Here is a 20,037-nt window from a genome sequence, read left to right on the forward strand (position 1 = left end):
AGAAAAATCCCGTTTTACTACTTTTCTACTACTTTTGGCGGCCTCGATTTGCCGCATTTTGCCGCGTTTTGCCGAGTGATGAATTTCATTTTGGAAAGTGCGGGACAGATTTGACCCGCAGGAAACTGCGCAAAACGCGGCATCCTGCGGCATAAGGGGGCATCTTGTTCAGGTGATCAGAATCTTATTTATCTGCCACGGCAATATCTGCCGGAGCGCCGCCGCGGAGATGGTGCTGCGGCAGATGATTGAGGAACGGCACCTTTCCGGGATCGCGGTATCATCCGCCGCGGCAACGCGGGAGGAGATCGGAAACGACGTGTATCCCCCGATGAAGAAGGCGCTGGCGGCGGCCGGATATGTGTGCCATCCGCACGCGGCGCGGCAGACCACGCGGGACGATTACCGGAAATACGACTACATCATCGGTATGGACGATGAGAACATGTGGGATATGAAATACCTGTACGGCGGGGACCCGGACGGAAAGCTGTCCATGCTGCTGGACTGGGCCGGGATGCCGGGAAGGGAGATTGACGACCCGTGGTATACCCGGGATTTCACCGGGGTGTTGCGGCAGATTGAGGACGGATGCAGGGGGCTGCTGGACCGGATTGCGGAAACGGGGGAAAACAGGAAATGAAGCTGGAACGGGAAGACTACATGGATCCCCAGTGCGTGCTGTGCGGAAAGCCCGGAGAGACCGAACCGGTGCAGCCTGTGCCGATCGGCCGGATTATGGACCGGCTGCGGGAATATGAGGACCGGAGCGACTGGCCTGCGGCGGAACGCCACCTGAAATACTGGCTGGCGGAGGCGGAAGCCGCCAACGACGGGCGGGGACAGCTGACACTGAATAACGAGCTGATGGGCTTCTACCGGAAACAGGGGAAGAAGGAAGAAGCCGTCCGGCACGCGGAAAAGGCCTGTGAACTGGTGGAAGCCCTGGACATGGCGGATACCACGGTGGCCGGGACCACCTGGGTGAACAGCGGCACCGTGATGGAAGCCTTCCGCGATCCGGTGGGCGGGCTGGTGTACTTTGAGAAAGCCCGGGAGAATTATGAAAAGAACCTTCCGGCAAACGATGCGCGGCTGGGCGGCCTGTACAACAACATGGCGCTGGCGCTGACCTCCTGCGGGCGATATAAGGAATGCCGGGAGATGTTCCGCAAGGCGCTGGACGTGATGGAAAAGCAACCGGGCGGGGAACTGGAGCAGGCGATTACCTGGCTGAACATGGCAGACGCGCTGGAAGCGGAGCTGGGGCCGGAAGGCGCGGCGGAATATACCGACGGATACCTGGACCGGGCAGCGGAACTGCTGGACACGGAAAACGTGCCGCGGGATGGGTATTACGCGTTTGTATGCGAGAAATGCGCGCCGGTATTCGGCCACTACGGATACTTCGCCCTGGAGGCGGAGCTGAACAGGAGGGCGGCGGAAATCCATGAAAGGACTTGAACTGGCCCGGAAATACTATGAAGCATACGGCGCCCCGATGATCCGGGAGGAGTTTCCGGAATATGAGGAAATGATCGCCGTGGGGCTGACCGGCAGCGGATCCGAATGCTACGGGTACGACGACGATATCTCCGGGGACCACGATTTTGAACCGGGATTCTGCATTTTTATTCCCGGGGAGGAAATCGTGGACCGGCGGACCGCCTTCCTGCTGGAGCGGGCGTACGCGAAGCTGCCGGCGGAGTTTGAGGGATACAAACGGCAGAAAATGGGCCCGGCGGGCGGGCAGCGGCACGGCGTTTTCCGGATTGATGAGTTCTTCGAACGGCGGATCGGCTGCCTGCCGGAGGATATGACGACGGAAAAATGGCTGAGCGTGCCGGAGTATGCCCTGGCCGAGGCGGTGAACGGGGAGATATTCCGCGACGACCTGGGACTGGTCGAGGACCAGCGAGCCATCCTGGGGAACATGCCGGAGGACGTGCGCAAAAAAAGACTGGCCGGGCATCTGCTGATGATGGCGCAGAGCGGCCAGTACAACTATACCCGGTGCCTGAAGCACGGGGAACCCGGCGCCGCCATTCTGGCGGCCGGTGAGTTTGTGAAGCACGCGATGGCGGCGGTATTCCTGCTGAACCGCCGGTATATGCCGTATTACAAGTGGAGCTTCCGGGCGCTGCGGGAGCTGCCGGACGGCGACGTATTCGCGGACACGCTGGAGTGGATCCTGTGCGCCGGCGGACCGGAAACGGCGGAGGAAAAGTATTACCGCATCGAGGATATCGCCGCACGGGTGATCGACATGCTGCAGGGGCAGGACCTGACCCGGGCGGTATGCGGGGACCTGGAAAAGCACGCGTATTCCGTGAACGACGGAATTACGGACGGGGATATCCGGAATATGAATATCCTGGCCTGCGTTTAAAGGGAAGCGGCCATTGCGTCGATGACGTCCGGCAGTTCCGCGAGGGACCGGATGACGGCATCGGGCGCCTGGACCTTGCCGAAACCGTAGGCAGCGTGGATGAACGGGATGCCGGCCAGACGGGCGGCATCCTGGTCTTTTTGGGTGTCGCCGACGTAGACGGCCTTCGATTCGTGGTTCCGCTCCATGACCAGGCGGATGTTCTCGCCCTTGACCAGGCCGGTACGCTCCCATTCCTCGTAATCAACGAAAAGGTCCGCGACCCCGATGGAAGACAGGAAGGCATCAATGTAGCCGCACTGGCAGTTGCTGACGATGGCGAGCTTATAGCCGCGGGAGATGAGCTCCTCCATGGTTTCGCGCAGCTGCGGATAGGGATCGCCGCCGTGCTCGCGGAGGTATTCCACCTCATACCGGCAGCATTCGTCAAAAAGCCTGCTGCGGCATTCCTCCGGCATGGAGGGATGGAGCTTTCCTTCGATTTCCTTCATGGTCAGGCCCATGACGGAATGGATATCTTCCTTTGTCAGATCCGGCAGGGAGGGATACTCCCGGCGGAAGACGATATTCCACGATACCGCCACATTGGCGGCGGAATCCCAAAGGGTACCGTCCAGGTCAAAAATCAGCATCGGTTTTCCACTCATGTTGCACACTCCTCATTCCGGAACAACCGGATGGGGGTATTATACATGGCCCGGGCAGGAATCACAAGTACGGAATAAAAAGTACAAATTGTCAATATCAGGCGATCAAAAAACTATTGACAAAACAATATTATTTGATAAAATATTATCGAAAGCCGAGATAATGGAGGTGACGGAATGGAACGGGCAGACATCGCGATTATCGGAACGGGGCCGGCGGGAATCTCCGCGGCGATTACAGCCACGATCCGGAACAAGAAGGTACTGCTGCTGGGCAGCCGGGACCTGAGCGAGAAGATGGCCAAGGCGCACGAGATCCGGAACTATCCCGGGTTTCCGGCGGTGAGCGGCGCGGAGCTCGTATCCGCATTCCGCCGCCACCTGGACGAGATGGGAATCGAGATCACGGAGAAGCGCGTGGCAGCCGTGTACGCGATGGGCGGTTATTTCGCCCTGCAGGCCGGGGAGGACATGATCGAGGCAAAGACCGTGATCCTGGCCGGTGGCGTGGTAGCTGGCAAGCCGCTTCCCGGCGAAGAGGAAATGCTCGGACGGGGCGTGAGCTACTGCGCGACATGCGACGCGCCGCTGTACCGGGGCAAAACGGTGGCCGTGGTCGGCTACAGCCCGCGGGAGGAAGCGGAAGCCGCGTTCCTCAGCGAGGTGTGCGCGAAGGTTTACTACTTCCCGGTATACAATGGAGAGACGGACCTGCCGGAAAGCGTGGAAGTGATCCGGGAAAAGGTGGCCGTCCTGACCCAGGAAGACGGGAAGCGCGTGGTGAACACGGAGCAGGGCAAGTATCCCGTGGACGGGATCTTCGTGCTGCGGGAAGCGGTGGCGCCGGGACAGCTGGTGCCCGGGCTGCAGACCGAGGGAGCCCATGTGGTGGTGAACCGGAAGATGGAAGCAAGTATCCACGGGGTGTTCGCCTGCGGCGACATCACCGGAACGCCGTATCAGTATGTGAAGGCGGCGGGAGAGGGGAATGTGGCGGCGCTGAGCGCGGTCGCATTCCTGGACAAAAACAAATAAGAAAGGGGACAAAGAAATGGTTAAGAAGGTTAACGGAGCAGAGTTTGAAAGTGAAGTACGGAAGAGCGCGGCCGCGCTGGTGGATTTTTCCGCGGTGTGGTGCGGCCCCTGCCGGATGATGGCGCCGGTGCTGGAAGGCATTTCGGATGAGATGGCCGGAAAGCTGGATTTCTACAATGTGGACGTGGATGAGGTGCCGGAACTGGCGCAGGAATTCCGTATCAGCTCGATTCCCTGCCTGGTGCTGCTGAAGGACGGCACTGCGGTGGACCAGCTGGTCGGCTTCCGTCCGGGAGACCAGATCAAGGCGTGGATTGAAGAAAACCTGTAATATCCGATGATAAGGGGGAAAAACCATGAGTGCACGGGCAGAAAAGGGACGCGCAGATGACTATCCGCAGCTGAAACTGGAAGGGCAGCTTTGCTTTCCGCTGTACGCAGCGGCCCGGAAGGTTGTGAATGTGTACAATCCGCTGCTGAAACCGCTGAAACTGACCTACACGCAGTACATTGTGCTGCTGGCCCTGTGGGAGTATGGAAAGACCACGGTGGGCGAGCTGTGCAGGGCGCTGTACCTGGACTGCGGAACGCTGACACCCCTGCTGAAGAAGATGGAAGAATACGGGTGGATTACCCGCACCCGCAGCAAGGGCGACGAGCGCGTAGTGAACGTGACCGTGACCGATGATGGCTGGAAACTGCGGGAGAAGGTGAAGGAACTCCCGGAACAGGTGGGCAGCTGCATCGCCATGCCGCGGGAAGACCTGTACACCCTGTATACTCTGCTGCGCCAGATGCTGGAAACCATGGAATGACCCCGGCGGAGGAAAAAAACGTATGAACAGGATCCTCAGGACGGTGATTGGAATCTCCGTACTGGGGATTCTGTCTGCTTTTTGGGCGGTGCCGGCCCGGGCAGAGAATACGGAAGTGTTCCGGGCCGGGTGCCCGTCCGTTTATTCGGGTACCGTGGAAACGCGGAAGGGACGCCTGGGGTATATCCTGAGCCTGCCCGGATGCTGGGATCCGGAGAAGATTACGCTGGAGCTGGACGGCGCGGAATGCCTGTACCTGGGCGCGGAGAAAACGGAAATCCGGCCGGGACAGGAAATCGACGTGCGGGAGTTCCTGGGCGCGAAGACGCCGGTGTACAACGCGAACGGGCGGCAGCTGGGCAGCCTGGCGATTTACCGGGGGTCCGCGGTTCCGGCGCTTTTTCTGGAGGTGGACAAGCTTCATCTCGGAAAGGCCAACGGGAACAAGGACTATGAGATTCCGGAAGGGCATGCGGTGTACTTCGAGGCAGACGGAACCGTATCCTATGACGGGAATATCACCCAGATGAAGGGACGCGGGAACAACACCTTCCGGTATGCCAAGAAGCCGTACCAGATCAAGCTTTCGGAAAAGGCATCCCTTTCCGGGATGAACAAGGCGAAGACCTGGGTGCTGCTGGCCAACTGGAGCGACGCCAGCCTGCTGCGCAACCAGATCGCGCTGGACATGAGCCGGGCGGCGGGACTGCGGAACGCAGTTTCCTGCGTGCCGGCGGACGTGTGGATCAACGGGCAGTACAACGGCCTGTACCTGATGACGGAAAAGATCCAGATCAAAAAGGGACGGCTGGAACTGCGGGACCTGGAGGAAGAGACGGAGAAGGTGAACAGCCAGCCGGTTTCCTCATTCTCCATGTATAAGGATAGCAGCCGGATGGTGCCGCTGTCCCGGGGATACCGGATTCCGGAAAACCCGGAGGATATCACCGGGGGATACATCCTGACGATTGAGAAATTTGCGCGGCTGCGGGACTATAAGGTGGCAGGCTTCCGCACACGGAAGGACCTTTCTTTCCAGATCAAGGAGCCAACCTATCCCTCCCGGGAACAGGTGGAATACCTGGCCGGCCGGATGAACGAAATGCACGACGCGGTGATCGCCGCGGACGGCGTGAATCCCGCGACCGGAAGGCATTATACGGACTATATTGATGCGGATTCCTTCGCGGTGAAGTTCCTGATTGAGGACTGGACCAAAGACTATGATTTTATCGGCGGGAGCCAGTTCCTGTACAAGGATTCGGACACGCGGGATCCCCTGATCTACGCCGGACCGGCCTGGGACTATGACCTGGCCTTCGGCGACATGGCGGACCGGGGAACGGGACCGCGCGGGAATTACATCACTGCGATCAGCCATAAGACCGGGAACATCTGGTGGCTGCTGTCCCTGCATGAAGACTTCATGAACCGGGTACGGGAAACCTGGGCGGAGGCATTCCGGCCGGCCGCGGCCGTCCTGCTCGGGGAAACGGAAGCCGGGGAAGGATGCCCGGTGAAGCCGCTGGAATCATATGTGGAAGCGATCCGGGATTCCGCACAGATGAATTTCGCCCGGTGGAGCGTGCCGAAGGAAATCCACAGGGATTCGGCACTGAGCTTTGAGAACGCGGTATCCTACCTGGAGAAATGGATCCGGGAGCGGACCGCGTATATGGACGGGGTATACGGAATAACAGAAAAACATGAATAGTGCAGTGAACGCATTGACAATGAAGGGATTGCGGCGGTAGAATACCGCGCGTAAAGGCAAGGGCGTCTTTAACAAACTTTGGTGTGTTAAAGGCGTTTTGTTCTATCAAGGAGAATAAAACGCAAGGAGGTTTCCCGGTATGTCTTACGTAGATGAGGTTATTGAACGGGTTATCAAAGAGAACGGAAGCGAACCTGAATTCATCCAGGCTGTAAAGGAAGTTCTGAACTCCCTCCGCCCTGTGGTGGATGCCAATGAAGAGAAATTCCGCCGCGACGCGGTGCTGGACCGGATCGTGAACCCGGAACGGCAGATCAAGTTCCGCGTGCCGTGGGTGGACGATAAGGGCCAGGTCCAGGTGAACACCGGCTACCGCGTACAGTTCAACAGCGCGATCGGACCGTACAAGGGAGGCATCCGGCTGCATCCCTCCGTTAACCTGGGCATCATCAAGTTCCTGGGTTTTGAGCAGATCTTCAAGAACAGCCTGACCGGCCTGCCCATCGGCGGCGGCAAGGGCGGTTCCGACTTCGACCCCAAGGGCAAGAGCGACCGTGAAGTGATGGCCTTCTGCCAGAGCTTCATGACCGAGCTGTGCAAGTACATCGGCGCGGATACCGACGTTCCCGCCGGCGACATCGGCACCGGCGCCCGTGAGATCGGTTATATGTTCGGCCAGTACAAGCGGATCCGCGGCGTATACGAAGGCGTCCTGACCGGCAAGGGCCTGTCCTATGGCGGCTCCCTGGCCCGGAAGGAAGCGACCGGTTACGGCCTGCTGTACATCGTGGCTGAAATGCTGAAGGACCACAACGACTCCCTGCAGGGCAAGACCGTGATCGTGTCCGGCGCCGGCAACGTCGCCACCTACGCGATTGAAAAGGCCTACCAGCTGGGTGGCAAGCCTGTGACCTGCTCCGACTCCACCGGCTGGGTGTACGATCCGGAAGGCATCGACCTGGCGGCCCTGAAGGAGATCAAGGAAGTCAAGCGCGCCCGCCTGAGCGAGTACAAGAACTACCGTCCCAACGCCGAATACCATGAAGGCCGCGGCGTGTGGTCCGTGAAGGCAGACATCGCGCTGCCCTGCGCCACCCAGAACGAACTGAACCTGGATGACGCCAAGGCCCTGGTTGCCAACGGCATCAAGGTGGTTGCGGAAGGCGCGAACATGCCCACCACCCAGGAAGCGACCGATTACCTGCAGGAGAACGGCATCATCTTCCTGCCCGGCAAGGCTGCCAATGCCGGCGGCGTGGCCACCTCCGCCCTGGAAATGAGCCAGAACAGCGAACGCCTGAGCTGGAGCTTCGAAGAAGTGGACCAGAAGCTGCAGGGCATCATGGCGAACATCTACCACAATATCGCGAATGCCGCCAAGAAGTACGGCTTCGAGGGCAACTACGTGGTCGGCGCCAACATCGCCGGTTTCGAAAAGGTTGTCGACGCGATGAACGCGCAGGGGATTGTGTAATCATCCCACCGGATATCACGGCGGCGCGGCTGGAAAGCCGTGCCGCTTTTCTGCGTTTTGGGCACAAAAAAAGCCCGCTCAGCTGAGCGGGAAAGGAACGGGGCTGGGATTACGCGTTCTGCCAGGCCTTGACCTTGTCAGCAGCCAGACGCTTGATGGTTTCCACCGTGTAGGGGGATTCGGGACCGCCGAAGCCATACAGGAAGAACTTTCCATCCGGAGTCTTGAACAGGCACTCTTCGTAGCCCTTGGGATCGCCGAATACGCCAAAGACCTTCTTCTGGATCAGTTCGGAAGCTTCGGTATCGTACTCGATCTTGCAGATAACCTTCTTCATACTCTTCTCCCTTTCGCGCATTGGTGCGCCCGGTAATTGTTCCGTGTGTTTCCCACACAGTTATATTTTATCATAAATATGCATAGACATCAATGTACAACTATGGTGCAAAACTTACCATTCCAGGCATGTTTTCGCCGGCAGACCGCAAAAACGGCAAACAACGCGCTTAAACCGGTACTTTACAAAAGCGGAAACAATGGAAAAAGACCACGATGCAGGCATCCGCGGTATTGATCACCTGCTGCCGGAGGACCGGAAGGGAACCGTCCCGCTTTTGCTGTCTGTCCAGCCGGAGCTCAGCATTACAAAAAGAAACGCAGGAAGCCCGACTGGCTTCCTGCATGGAATGACCATCTGTATTCTGCCTGATATCCTGCCAGACCTGACTGCCCGGCGGGTGAAGGAGTTCGTGTAATCCGGACGGATCAGAGCTTCAGGTTCTCATCCGACAGGGTGGGGATACCGGACGCGTTGAGCACTGCCTCGGCGGTCTGCACATCGTTGACGCGCAGGACCACATAGGCCTCATCCACGCCGGTGCCCGTAAAGGCATACATGTATTCAATGTTGATGTTGGCCTCGTTCAGCACCTTCAGGATCGGATACAGGGAGCCGGACTTGTCGCCCATACGGGCGGCGATGACCTCGGTTTTGGAAATCAGGTATTTTTCCTTCAGCAGGCTGACGGCAAGGTCGGTATCGGAAACGATGGCGCGGAGGATGCCGAAATCATTGGATTCGGCAATGCTCATGGCGCGGATATTGGCACCGCCTTCGGAGAGGATGCCCACGGCATCCACCAACTGGCCGGGCTGGTTCATCAGGAACAGGGAGAGCTGAGTAATTGCCATACTGTATCGCCTCCTATTAAGTTCTTTCTATATGTGTATTTTAATCGTGGAGCTTCCGCTTGTCAATGACGCGGACCGCCTTGCCCTCACTGCGCGTGATGGTCTTGGGCGCCACCAGGTGAACCTTGGGTCCGATACCGAGCATGGTGCGCAGGGCGGACTCGAGGTTCTTTTCCATGCGCTGGATCTGGCTCATCAGGTCGGAGAACTGGTCGGAGCTGACCTCGACATATACGTCGAAGGTATCGTTGTTCCGTTCGCGGTCGAGCACGATCTGGTAGTTCGGGGTATAACCCTCATTGAGCAGCACGGTTTCGATCTGGCTCGGGAAGACGTTGACGCCGCGGATGATCAGCATGTCATCGCTGCGGCCCATGGGCTTGCTCATGCGCACATGGGTGCGGCCGCAGGAGCAGGGACGGCGGGACAGGACGCAGATATCCCGGGTGCGGTAGCGCAGGAGCGGGAAGGCTTCCTTATCCAGGGAAGTGAAGACCAGCTCGCCCTTGGAGCCTTCCGGAAGGACTTCGCCCGTATCCGGATCGATGATCTCAGCGTAGAAATGGTCCTCGTTGATGTGCATGCCCGCCTGCTCTTCGCATTCGAAAGCCACCCCGGGACCGCTGGTTTCCGTGAGGCCGTAGATATCATAGGCCTTGATGCCCAGACTCGCTTCGATCTGGCGGCGCATTTCCTCCGTCCAGGGCTCGGCGCCGAAGATGCCGGCTTTGAGCTTGTTGTCTTCCGGCTTGTAGCCCTGCTCGGCGAGGGTTTCACCGATATAAGCGGCATAGGAAGGCGTGCAGCACAGGATGGTGGAACCCAGGTCCATCATGAACTGGATCTGCCGGTCCGTATTGCCGGAGGACATCGGCAGGGTGAGGCAGCCCACCTTGTGGGAACCGCCGTGGAGGCCGCTGCCGCCGGTGAACAGGCCGTAACCGTAGCAGACCTGCACCACGTCATCCTCGGTGCCGCCGGCTGCCACGATGGCGCGGGCGGTGCAGTCCTCCCACAGGTCCACGTCGTGCTGCGTGTAGAACGCGACGACACGCTTGCCGGTGGTGCCGGAGGTGGAATGGATGCGGACGCAGTTCTTCAGGTCTGTGCCGAGCAGACCGTAGGGATAGGCGTCCCGCAGGTCGGCCTTGCTGAGGAAGGGCAGCTTTTTGATGTCATCAATGGTTTTGATGTCATCCGGTGTGACGCCCTTTTCCTCCATCAGGTGGCGGTAGTAGGGGACATTGTCCCATACGTGGCGGACCTGCCTGACGATCTTCTCGTTCTGGATTTCAATGATTTTCTCACGGGGTGCGGTTTCGATTTCCGGCTGGTAATACCGTTTCATCGTATCCCTCCTTCTTTACTGGTCAACGCGGCATGACGGTGAAAAAAAACCACCGCCTTTTTTCATCACAAAAGGCGGTGGACTGAACGCTCGGGAGCGCTTATTCATCCATCGCTAAGCTTCTAAAGGCGAAGGCCGCGGTGTACAACATCGAAATTTCCTCCAAAGGTGTTTTGGGTTGCATGCATCATAACGCGAAGACAGGACGGTGTCAACCGTTTCGGGAAAAGGAACCTGTTTTTTTCGTGTTCTGCGGGGACCGCGAAAAAACAGGAGGGAAAAACCATTGGTAAAAAACAGGCAATTCATGTATAATCAAAGACAAGGAAGAACCGAACAGACAGGCCAGGAAAAGGAGCGTTTTTATGGCGGATGTTTTCAACAACCAGCTGAAGCTGGGATTCGGACTGATGCGCCTTCCGAAGAATCCGGACGGCAGCATAGATATTCCGCAGGTGTGCGAGATGACGGACCATTTCATCGCTGCCGGCGGCACCTATTTCGATACCGCCTATGTGTACGACAACGGCGGCAGCGAAGCCGCGTTCAAGGCCGCGGTGGCGGACCGGTATCCCCGGGAAGCGTATACTGTGGCGACCAAGCTGAACGCTTCCATGCAGTGCCATGACGAGGAAAGCGCGAAGCAGCAGTTCTACACCAGCTTGGAGCGCACCGGCGCCGGGTATTTCGACTATTACCTGCTGCACGCGCTGCAGGTGAACACATACCAGAAATACGATGAGTACCACATCTGGGACTTTGTAAAGGAACAGAAGGAAAAGGGCCTGATCAAACACTGGGGCTTCTCCTTCCACGCCTATCCCGAGCTGCTGGACCAGCTGCTGACGGATCATCCGGATGCGGAGTTCGTCCAGCTGCAGATCAACTACGCCGACTGGGAGAACCCGGGCGTGGCCTCCCGGCGGAACTGGGAAATCTGCCGGAAGCATGGAAAGCCCGTGATCGTAATGGAGCCCGTGAAGGGCGGCATCCTGGCGGATCCGATTCCCGAGGTGCGGAAGATCCTGGAAGGAATCCATCCGGATGCGTCCTGCGCAAGCTGGGCAATCCGCTTTGTCGCGGAAAAGGAAAACATCGGCGTTGTGCTCAGCGGTATGAGCAGCCTGGCGCAGATGGATGACAACCTGAGCTTCATGAAGGACTTCAAGCCCCTGGATGAACAGGAAGAGGAAGCCATCCGGAAGGTCCAGGAGGCGCTGAACTCCGACAAGTCCATTCCGTGCACCGGCTGCCGCTACTGCACGAAGGGCTGCCCGATGAACATCCCGATTCCGGATATCTTCACCGTGGCGAACCGCAAGAAGGGGAGCCCGCACTTCCGCACCGTGCGCGAATACAACATCGTGACGGTGGGCAAGGGAAGGGCCAGCGAGTGCATCCAGTGCGGCCAGTGCGAAGGCGCCTGCCCGCAGCGGCTGCCGATCATCTCCCTGCTGCAGGACTGCCTGGATATGGAAACCTGAGGCAAAAACCGCGCACGCCAAAAAAATCGCATATATAAGGAAAAATCGTCTTGCACTTTTTTCCGTCCTGTGCTATACTTTCGCCTGCGGCTGAAAACGCCGCGGCGTCCCAGACCTCCGGACGTTAAAGTCGAGGAAGCTTCCCCGGGCAACCGGGAAACATACATGGGGCATTAGCACAGTTGGTAGCGCGCGACATTCGCATTGTCGAGGTCAGGGGTTCGACTCCCCTATGCTCCACAAAGAAATCAGCCACCCATCACGGGTGGCTGATTTCTTTATGCGGACACGGGGTGTCCGCATCCCTGATTTCGATATTGCACTGAATGCATTGGAGAGGGAAAGCCGCCGACGACCTCCAGTGGAGGGAGTTTCGTCGGCGGCTTTCTCGCCCGAAACAAGCGATCTCCGCAGTACGGAGTCGCGCCGATTGAGGGCGCGGACCAGGGGTTCAACTCCCAAAATCGAACGAAAGGAACCGTCCCTGCGTTCGAAGTCAGCGCCGTCCATTAGGGCGGCGCTTTTATCATCAAGCTCTGAGATGATCATGTGGTTGCACGTCAAATATGAAACGGACCTGAACGGAAACGGCTGATCCTGAAGATGTTTTGAGGCTGTCCCCTGGGGGACAGCCTCTTTTATATTTTCCGGGCGCTCCGAAATCCCTGTGTCCGATGTCCGTCCGGATCAGATGGCTTCAGGCGGCATCGGCGGTTTCGGACCGAAGTATTTCTCCATTTCCTTATTGCTCAGTTTGAAGGCTTTTTTCGTGAAATCCCACAGCCGTGTCGGACGTTTCCGGATCACGTTCCGGAGACGTTCCACCCGCTTCTGCCAGAATTTGTATGCGGCTTCCGGCGTCTTCGGCGCTTCGGAAACGATGTGCCTGTCGTTTTCGGGCGCCCAGCGGGTCCAGTGCTGCTCCATCTCCGGTTCAATCAGCGCCACCAGTTCTTCCAGCACTTCCATCATCGTGTCCGTTGTCAGTTTCTGATAGATTTCGCCGTATATGGTGAGGTATCGGTCCTTGTACTCCGGAATGGTCAGCAGCTTCCGGAAGATCGTATTGTCGAAATTCAGCTGGCCCATGCCGCTCTTCTTGGTATAGCTCTTCGGACTGTCGAATCCGGAGTTCCACAGGCCGTAGTCCAGATCGTTGATCAGCCATTTCCATTTGCTGCCGGGAGTGTTCAGGCGGTACATGCGGAAATTGCCGATATCGCTGTTGCCGAAGAACATCTCGAAAGCCATAAACGTGAAATAATTGTCCACGTCAACGTTGTCCAGGATATACTGCAGATCCTCCTGTTTTTTGGCTGGGTTGCCGGCTTTGATCTTTTTGATCATGGCCTTGTATTCCGTATTGGATCCGCTCTTCACCGCGCCGTTTGCATGCAGCAGGTTCACCTGATCCGCTTCCTCCAGGTCCAGACCTTCGAACTGCGCGACCATATATTCGTCCACCCGCTCCCGCAGGTTCATATGGCCCCAGTACTGACCGTTCAGATAGACCGCATAGGGTTTCCATGCCTGATGGGCCACGCTGGTCCCGAACAGATCCATCAGCCGGCTCTGAAACCCGTCCTGAAGCCTGGTCCACATGCAGTCATTCCCGCTGTTCCGCAGCACAAAGCTTTTATATTCCACATAATCCCGGTCCGGGAACAGTTTTGCCTTGAACGTTTTTTCACCGTATTTGCTTTTTGCCTTGAATTTGAAACTCTTCTGGGGCATGTCCAGCGAATAGTCGCCGTTCAGGGAGATATCCGCGCCCTGGCAGACAATCCTTTGCCCGGCGTCGTCGTACATTTCCACATAGCTTTCATATTTGACCCCGGAGTTCTTCACTTTCCGGTAAACCGTGTTTTTGAAGGGCAGGCCCGCGTCTTTGTTGACGCCCTTTCCAACGGTCAGCATTCCCTGTTTGGGATCCCACAGGTCGTCCGGATCCACGGTGACGGATACCACCGGCAGGCTGTGATCCACGTGGATGAAGAACGTTCCGGTCAGCGTTTCGCCGGGCCGGATCATCCCCTCCGCGAAAGCTTTGGCCCGGATGACGGTGGTTGTGGTGATCTCCAGCGTTTCACCGCCATAAGGCGCGGATTCCCGGGTCGGCTCTGATCCGTCCAGGGTATAAAACACCTGTGTGTTTTCCGGGACGATGATCTGCAGATACTGGACCGAATCGTAGAAACCGGGCTCCGCCGAGAACGACGGAACCGCTGCATATCCCAGGAAGCCGTCGCGGTTTGCCGCAAAAGGCGTGGGCGGGTCATAACAGTACAGGCCGCCGTCCGCCGGATTCCGTCCGAAGGAGGTATCCGTCTTCATTTCGGGAAGCGTGATCCGGTCATGCACGGCGCCCGCCGCGTCAGTGAGGGTAATCACCTCTCCCTTCTTTTTACTGATCGAGAAAGACGCATGCAGCTCCGCATCCCCGATCTTTTCCGTGCCCTTGTCGCACAGAATGACCCTGTATTCTCCGGGACGAATGGTGGTTCCGTCAGGGAACAGCCATTTCCGCGGCTTTTCCGGATTGTCGCTGAGCCCCCATCCGCCCAGATCCACGGCAGTATCTCCGGTATTGAAAATCTCGACCCAGTCGGTATATCCCGCATTCGGATAAGTGGCGACTGAATCATTGCTGGCCATCACTTCGCTGATGATAATCACCGGATGAAGCGTTTCCTCCGCGATTGACTCATTCCAGGCCATCACCGCCAGAAGCAGAACCACTGCCATGATCATCAACCGTTTCATCCTTTTTTCCTCCGATCATCGGTTTTCTGCCTGGGGGATATCTTCCGGGACAGATTATACTATAATCCAGGAACCGCGGGCAACAAGCCTGGCTGTCAGCGAAACCGGAGGGGCCTGCTGCGGAAAAACCTGCATTGTTATGCTTCTTCCGCTCCCCGGAGAATGCTGATCATCTTCCGGTTGATCTCCTCCGCCCGCTCATGGTTCAGCCCGTGGCCGGCTTTTTCATAGAACACCGCGTTCATATGGTTCTGCTCCAGGACTTCTCTTCCGCCGATCTTCTCAAACGGATCTTCCGTTCCGACCAGGTACGTTACCTTGTCCCGGATCTGCCCTACCTCTTCCGGGGTGAAAGCGTGCAGCCTGTGATATCCCATGGCCATATTGTTGAAGCCCTTCAGCAGGCTTTTGTAATGGGCCATGATTTCCCTGTTTTCCGTGAATACGGTGTAGTTTTCCCCGCTCAGCTTCCGGAGCAGCCGGGTTACGTTTCTGTCCGTCGGGAACAGCGCCTCCGGCAGGAAGATCTTCATCATCGCTGACATGGAGTTTTTCTTTCCGCCCACCGGCACAGTGCCGGAAATGCTGATGGTTTTCAGCACGCGTTCCGGACGCATCAGGGTATAAATCTGCACCAGGTATCCGCCCATGGATACGCCCGCGAAAAAGGCCTTTTCAATGCCCAGCGCATCCAGAACGCCGTCCATCCAGCGGACGTTATCGAAGCCCTTGCCGTAGTTCCCGTTGGGCACACTCTTTCCCGGACCTCCCATAGTATCAACGGCGTAAAGGTGGAAATGCTTCCCCAGTTCCGGCGCGTTATAGATCCACATCAGAGCCGAGTCGTCTCCAACCCCGTGGAAAAGTACCAGCGGCGGGGCACTCTCTGCTCCGCATTCGATGACGTGGGTTGTTCCGTATTCCGTCTCCACATCTCTTTCCTTTTTCTCACACTGCCAGGAGGCGAGGAGCCGGTCGTAAGTTTCCAGGACTGCCTGTCCGCTCTTTTCACTTCTGTATTTTCTCATTTTTCGTCTTCTCCCTTTTCTGAGAATACCCTGTTATAAAAAACCGCCAGGTCCCGGGCCATTCTGCCCGTATCCCCGGTGAAATAGCCCAGCATGATGATTCCGTGATACTCACCGGCCAGCCGGCCGGCGTCCGTTTCCCGGATTTCCCCGCGGCCGGCCAGCAGCTCAAACACTTTCGCTTCATGCGCGATCGGGTCAGCAAACATCATCCGCTGCCAGGCTTCCTCCGCCGCAGGCTCATGGAAACGCTCGCTCTCCAGCATCCGGAGCAGGGGAGCAATCTGTTCATGCCGGAGATAAGCCGTGACATACATGACCCCGGCACGGACAAAGGGTTCACATTCCACCTTTTCCGTGCTGCCCAGTATCCGGAAAAAGGAGTCCCGTGCTTTTGCGGTCAGCTCATCTGCCCGGACAATCATGTCCCGGACCAGGGCCTGCTTGCTCTCGTAATAGTGGTAGATTGTACTGACACTGATACCGACGGATTTCGCCAGGTCCCGCATGGAGACAGCCGCAAAACCTTTTTCGGAAAAGAGCTTCAGCGCTTCCCGGATAATCAGTTCCTTCCTGTTCTCTTTCGGCATGGTATCCTCCTGTATATGCAAATAAATCGAACGTTCGTTCGATATCGTAACTTTTTTCTCTGAATCTGTCAAGCACATAAAAAACGCCGTTCCCTTTGAGGAAACAGCGTTTCGCAGGCATGATGGATGGGCACATATCACTGTTCCCATCGTTTCACTTGTCGCTGAACATTCTTTCCACTGGCCTGCGATCAGAGGTGCAGCGCTTTGCGGAGCCTGCCGGACAGCAGCAGGGCCAGGGCCAGCTTGACGAGATCCGGCAGGAGGAAGGGAACCACGCACCAGGCAAGCGCCGTACCCAGGGCGATGGCGCCGGTCTGCCGGGCATACACGAACATGAACCAGGCGGTCCCGAAGGCATAGCAAAGCAGGAGCCCCAGTACCATGGAGATGATCCGGATGATCCGGCTGTCCATGCTCAGCCGCTCCCCGAGCCAGTAGACGAGCCCCATGAGTATGAAACCCAGCAGATACCCTCCGGTGGTTCCGAAGAGGATGCCGATGCCGCCGCTGAAGCCCGCGAACACCGGGACGCCCAGGGCGCCCAGCAGAAGATAGACCAGGATGGCAGCGGTGCCCCGCCTGCCTCCCAGGAGCCCCAGGCTGCAGAAGACGGCGAAGGTCTGCAGCGTGAACGGCACCGTTGCCGGGATGCTGATCCACGAGCACACCGCCATCAGCGCGGCACATACCGCCACATAAGCCAGGTCGATTGCCTGGAATCCCTTAGTTTTCCTTTCCATATATCCATCCCTTCCGCGTGTTCCTGCACAGTTCGAACCACTCGCAGCATCCGCAAACCTTCTCAAATGTATTCTTTTCGAGCACCTGCTCCCTGGCAGTGCGGGCCAGGGCGCTCCAGCTGCGCGTTTCGCCCGCGGAGAAGCCGCAGGCCTCCAGCACACCCCTGTCCAGGCGGTTCACCTTTTCTTCGGAAGCGCACCTGCTGCCGGTCATATGCGGGCAGGCGGCACATATATCATCCCGTCCTTCGACGAGCGTGACGGCAGTGCCGGGACAGGCTGAAAGCCGGCGGATGAGTGCTTCCATGCCGGCGGCAAAAGCGTCATCGTACCCGCTGCCGATGTACTTCTGGATGCACAGCAGATGATGGGGCCGTAGCTTCATGAAACGGGCCTCACACTTACTTCGCCGGAAGAAAGGGCTTCCGCAGAGCCGTCCTCATAGCGGACCAGCAGGCGGCACTCGTCGTCAATGCCGTATGCGATGGCCGGCCGGGTCCCGCCGCCGCGGATGACGTTGACGGGCCGGCCGATCAGGAAGCTCCTCGCTTTATATTCCTCCGTAAAGCCTCCGGTTTCCAGGTCCGCGTACACTTCGCGGAAGCTCTTCAGGAAAGCAGCCGCGATCCGGCTCCGGAGGTCCCGACGGCGGGTCAGGGCGATGGGCCCGGCGATGGTCTGCAGTTCCCCGGGGAAGCCTCCCTCCGGTTCGTACACGTTGAACCCGATGCCCATGATGGCCCAGTCCATGCCTCCGCTTTCCAGATCGACGGACGCCTCCGTCAGGATGCCGCATGTCTTCCTGCCATCGATCAGGATGTCGTTGACCCATTTGATGCAGGGCTTCCGCTCCGGACTTTCCCCGGCAGTGCAGGCTTCTATCGCGCGGCAGGCTGCCACAGCCGCCGCCGTGGTGATCCGCACCGCCCGGCTGGCGGAAAGATGCGGTGTGAGAAACACGCTCAGATACACGCCGGTGCCCGCGGGGGAGACGAAGGTCCGGCCCATACGGCCCCGGCCGGCGCTCTGGCTCCCTGCGATGACCGTCCGCCAGGGCGCGGATTCACTGCTCCCGGCGGCCTTCAGTTCGGGGGCCATACGCTTGAGGCAGGTGTTGGTGGAATCCACCTCGCTGAGCACCTCCACGTCGAACAGCGGGGCCGCATCGCCCAGATACCGGAGGACAGCGTTTTTGCTGACTGCGTCGCTCTCTTCGCTGAGGCGGTATCCCTTCCGGGTTACCTCGACACGATAGCCGTCCTCTTCCATCTGGCGGATACATTTCCATACCGCTGCACGGGTGATGCCCAGTTCTTTCGCGATGGCGTTTCCCGACAGGTATTCCTGTCCGGCTTCCTCCAGAAGCGCGGAAACCTGCTGTCTGGCGTTCACGGACTGCATCTCCCTTCCTGCTGATCACTTTTTGCGTCCCGTAGGATAGCACATAAAACATATTACGTCAACTTTATGAACTATAAAAAGTTTACATAGAGCGATTTCATCCCCGGATCTGCAGATCGGGGAACGAAAGAATACATGTTCCATGGTTGACGCACCGAAATGGAATGGATATACTATGTATATACAAACAAAGAAGGGTGATAAAATGAAAGTCCAGGTAAAAGAATGGGGAAACAGCCAGGGAATTCGTTTTCCGAAATCTGTACTCCAGGAAGCAGGGATCGCTGTAAACGATACACTGACTGTGGAGGTGGAAGACGGAAAGATCATCCTGTACCCTTCATTCCGGCATAAAACACTGGAGGAGCGCATCAGGGAATCCGGGCATGAGCTGAGTGGAATCGGGGAAATTGACTGGGGCAAGCCTCAGGGAAATGAGGTTTGGTAAATGAATAAGGCAGAGCAAGGAGATATCCTGCGTATCAGCGGGATTAACTGGCCGGTGATTGTCGTCAGTAACAATCACTTTAATACGATCGGAGAGGCAATTGTTTGTCCGATCCTGAGCAATATCACCCCGAACGCAGTACATCTGCCGATCCGGGTTTCCACCACGGCGGGAAAAATACAGGGACATATTGCCTGTGAACATGTACGTCATGTGGATTTGAACACGAGGAGATACACGAAAGTCACATCCCTGAAACTGACTGATTACCTGGATATATCGGATACGCTGATTGCGCTTTTTGATTTCAGATAAGGCAGGCTGGTGAACTTCCTGAATACAGCCGACAGGAAAAGGAGAAAGGATAAATGATCCGTGAAATGCGCCGGGAGGAGATTCCCGAATGTGTCCGGGTGATCCGGCAGAGCCACCGGACGGTGGCGGACCAGTTCGGCTTTACACCCGAAAACGCGCCGAGGTATGTGGCGTTTGCTACTGATGAGAGAAGGCTGTTCTGGCATATGGAATACGAACACCGCCTGATGTTCGTGGACGAGGAGGACGGCGTGATCCGCGGGTATTATTCCCTGCTGCTGAAGCCGGACGGCGAATGCGAACTGGGGAACCTTTCCGTGCTGCCGGAATACCGGCACCGGGGCATCGGGACCGCCCTGCTGGAGCATTCCGTGGAGACCGCCCGGAAGCAGAACTGCACGGTGATGCGCCTGAGCATTGTGGAGGAGAACACGGTATTGCGGAAATGGTATGAACGGAATGGGGCGGTGCATACCGGAACGGAGAAGTATGACTTTTTTCCGTTCACCTGCGGGTATATGAAGATTCCGCTGGACTGATCCGGTACAGCGAAATCCGCGGAAAAGTTATCGCAAAATCCCCGCTTTCATGAAGGAAAAGAAAGCACCTGAAGAGAATAAGAAAAGAAGTTTATAACCACAGTTTCATATAA

Annotated in this window: 23 protein-coding genes and 1 tRNA gene; 14 read left to right on the plus strand and 10 right to left on the minus strand. The window is 57.6% G+C overall.

The window, feature by feature from the left end; translation table 11 throughout:
* Nucleotides 1–172: 172 nt before the first annotated feature.
* The 3 genes from JNO48_11290 to JNO48_11300 are packed head-to-tail and all read left to right on the plus strand — an operon-like array spanning nt 173 to nt 2,389.
* The gene (locus JNO48_11290; protein ID QTE67770.1) at nt 173–643 is read left to right on the plus strand and encodes a low molecular weight phosphotyrosine protein phosphatase; all 471 of its coding nucleotides are present in this window, start codon (nt 173–175) and stop codon (nt 641–643) included.
* Nucleotides 640–1,464, plus strand: a complete 825-nt coding sequence (locus tag JNO48_11295) for a tetratricopeptide repeat protein (protein ID QTE67771.1) — start codon at nt 640–642, stop codon at nt 1,462–1,464. Before JNO48_11290 ends, JNO48_11295 begins: the two co-directional genes overlap by 4 nt.
* Nucleotides 1,451–2,389, plus strand: coding sequence for a DUF4037 domain-containing protein (locus JNO48_11300; protein QTE67772.1), 939 nt, complete (start codon nt 1,451–1,453; stop codon nt 2,387–2,389). The genes JNO48_11295 and JNO48_11300 overlap by 14 nt, the downstream gene beginning before the upstream one ends.
* Here the strand turns inward: JNO48_11300 and JNO48_11305 are convergent.
* A complete protein-coding gene (locus tag JNO48_11305) occupies nt 2,386–3,021 on the minus strand; it encodes an HAD family hydrolase (GenBank protein QTE69757.1) in 636 nt (211 codons plus the stop codon). The two genes, JNO48_11300 and JNO48_11305, sit on opposite strands and share 4 nt — an antisense overlap.
* Nucleotides 3,022–3,213: 192 nt before the next feature.
* Here JNO48_11305 and JNO48_11310 point away from each other — a divergent pair, with 192 nt between their 5' ends.
* From JNO48_11310 to gdhA, 5 genes are all read left to right on the plus strand, one after another.
* Nucleotides 3,214–4,071, plus strand: coding sequence for an NAD(P)/FAD-dependent oxidoreductase (locus tag JNO48_11310; protein QTE67773.1), 858 nt, complete (start codon nt 3,214–3,216; stop codon nt 4,069–4,071).
* A gap of 16 nt (nt 4,072–4,087) precedes the next feature.
* Nucleotides 4,088–4,402, plus strand: coding sequence for a thioredoxin (gene trxA / locus JNO48_11315; GenBank protein ID QTE67774.1), 315 nt, complete (start codon nt 4,088–4,090; stop codon nt 4,400–4,402).
* 25 nt (nt 4,403–4,427) lie between these two features.
* Nucleotides 4,428–4,886: a MarR family transcriptional regulator gene (locus JNO48_11320; protein QTE67775.1), complete on the plus strand. Its 459-nt coding sequence runs from the start codon at nt 4,428–4,430 to the stop codon at nt 4,884–4,886.
* Nucleotides 4,887–4,908: 22 nt separating this feature from the next.
* Nucleotides 4,909–6,600, plus strand: a complete 1,692-nt coding sequence (locus JNO48_11325) for a CotH kinase family protein (protein ID QTE67776.1) — start codon at nt 4,909–4,911, stop codon at nt 6,598–6,600.
* Nucleotides 6,601–6,739: 139 nt separating this feature from the next.
* A complete protein-coding gene (gdhA, locus tag JNO48_11330) occupies nt 6,740–8,074 on the plus strand; it encodes an NADP-specific glutamate dehydrogenase (protein QTE67777.1) in 1,335 nt (444 codons plus the stop codon).
* Between the two features lie 109 nt (nt 8,075–8,183).
* On the opposite strand, the gene JNO48_11335 is transcribed toward gdhA, so the two are convergent.
* Entirely contained in the window at nt 8,184–8,411 is a 228-nt protein-coding gene (locus JNO48_11335; protein QTE67778.1) for a hypothetical protein, read from the minus strand.
* A gap of 199 nt (nt 8,412–8,610) precedes the next feature.
* Between JNO48_11335 and JNO48_11340 the strand changes: the two genes are divergently transcribed.
* Entirely contained in the window at nt 8,611–8,829 is a 219-nt protein-coding gene (locus tag JNO48_11340; GenBank protein QTE67779.1) for a hypothetical protein, read from the plus strand.
* 10 nt (nt 8,830–8,839) lie between these two features.
* Here JNO48_11340 and JNO48_11345 read toward each other — a convergent pair whose 3' ends face one another.
* Nucleotides 8,840–9,265 (minus strand): hypothetical protein, encoded by a 426-nt coding sequence (locus tag JNO48_11345; protein ID QTE67780.1) that lies wholly within the window; start codon nt 9,263–9,265, stop codon nt 8,840–8,842.
* A 40-nt stretch (nt 9,266–9,305) separates the two neighbouring features.
* Entirely contained in the window at nt 9,306–10,613 is a 1,308-nt protein-coding gene (locus tag JNO48_11350; protein ID QTE67781.1) for a phenylacetate--CoA ligase, read from the minus strand.
* Between the two features lie 365 nt (nt 10,614–10,978).
* Here JNO48_11350 and JNO48_11355 point away from each other — a divergent pair, with 365 nt between their 5' ends.
* A complete protein-coding gene (locus JNO48_11355; protein ID QTE67782.1) occupies nt 10,979–12,097 on the plus strand; it encodes an aldo/keto reductase in 1,119 nt (372 codons plus the stop codon).
* 167 nt (nt 12,098–12,264) lie between these two features.
* Nucleotides 12,265–12,337 (plus strand) — tRNA-Ala (locus JNO48_11360).
* A gap of 447 nt (nt 12,338–12,784) precedes the next feature.
* On the opposite strand, the gene JNO48_11365 is transcribed toward JNO48_11360, so the two are convergent.
* The 6 genes from JNO48_11365 to JNO48_11390 all read right to left on the minus strand — a co-directional run bounded on the left by JNO48_11365 (nt 12,785) and on the right by JNO48_11390 (nt 18,613).
* The gene (locus JNO48_11365) at nt 12,785–14,860 is read right to left on the minus strand and encodes a CotH kinase family protein (protein ID QTE67783.1); all 2,076 of its coding nucleotides are present in this window, start codon (nt 14,858–14,860) and stop codon (nt 12,785–12,787) included.
* Nucleotides 14,861–14,997: 137 nt separating this feature from the next.
* Complete coding sequence (locus JNO48_11370) at nt 14,998–15,888, minus strand: alpha/beta hydrolase (GenBank protein ID QTE67784.1); 891 nt, start codon at nt 15,886–15,888, stop codon at nt 14,998–15,000.
* Entirely contained in the window at nt 15,885–16,478 is a 594-nt protein-coding gene (locus JNO48_11375; protein ID QTE67785.1) for a TetR/AcrR family transcriptional regulator, read from the minus strand. The genes JNO48_11370 and JNO48_11375 overlap by 4 nt, the downstream gene beginning before the upstream one ends.
* Nucleotides 16,479–16,669: 191 nt before the next feature.
* Nucleotides 16,670–17,221, minus strand: coding sequence for a biotin transporter BioY (locus tag JNO48_11380; GenBank protein QTE67786.1), 552 nt, complete (start codon nt 17,219–17,221; stop codon nt 16,670–16,672).
* The gene (locus JNO48_11385; protein QTE67787.1) at nt 17,205–17,606 is read right to left on the minus strand and encodes a DUF1284 domain-containing protein; all 402 of its coding nucleotides are present in this window, start codon (nt 17,604–17,606) and stop codon (nt 17,205–17,207) included. The genes JNO48_11380 and JNO48_11385 overlap by 17 nt, the downstream gene beginning before the upstream one ends.
* Nucleotides 17,603–18,613 (minus strand): biotin--[acetyl-CoA-carboxylase] ligase, encoded by a 1,011-nt coding sequence (locus JNO48_11390; GenBank protein ID QTE67788.1) that lies wholly within the window; start codon nt 18,611–18,613, stop codon nt 17,603–17,605. Before JNO48_11390 ends, JNO48_11385 begins: the two co-directional genes overlap by 4 nt.
* Nucleotides 18,614–18,827: 214 nt before the next feature.
* Here JNO48_11390 and JNO48_11395 point away from each other — a divergent pair, with 214 nt between their 5' ends.
* The 3 genes from JNO48_11395 to JNO48_11405 are packed head-to-tail and all read left to right on the plus strand — an operon-like array spanning nt 18,828 to nt 19,924.
* Complete coding sequence (locus JNO48_11395; protein ID QTE67789.1) at nt 18,828–19,070, plus strand: AbrB/MazE/SpoVT family DNA-binding domain-containing protein; 243 nt, start codon at nt 18,828–18,830, stop codon at nt 19,068–19,070.
* Nucleotides 19,071–19,385: a type II toxin-antitoxin system PemK/MazF family toxin gene (locus JNO48_11400; GenBank protein ID QTE67790.1), complete on the plus strand. Its 315-nt coding sequence runs from the start codon at nt 19,071–19,073 to the stop codon at nt 19,383–19,385. It abuts the gene before it with no gap.
* A 53-nt stretch (nt 19,386–19,438) separates the two neighbouring features.
* Nucleotides 19,439–19,924, plus strand: coding sequence for a GNAT family N-acetyltransferase (locus JNO48_11405; protein QTE67791.1), 486 nt, complete (start codon nt 19,439–19,441; stop codon nt 19,922–19,924).
* The last annotated feature ends 113 nt before the right edge of the window (nt 19,925–20,037 follow it).

The sequence above is a fragment of the Clostridiales bacterium genome, assembly GCA_017569285.1.
Lineage (GTDB): Bacteria > Bacillota > Clostridia > Christensenellales > Aristaeellaceae > Aristaeella.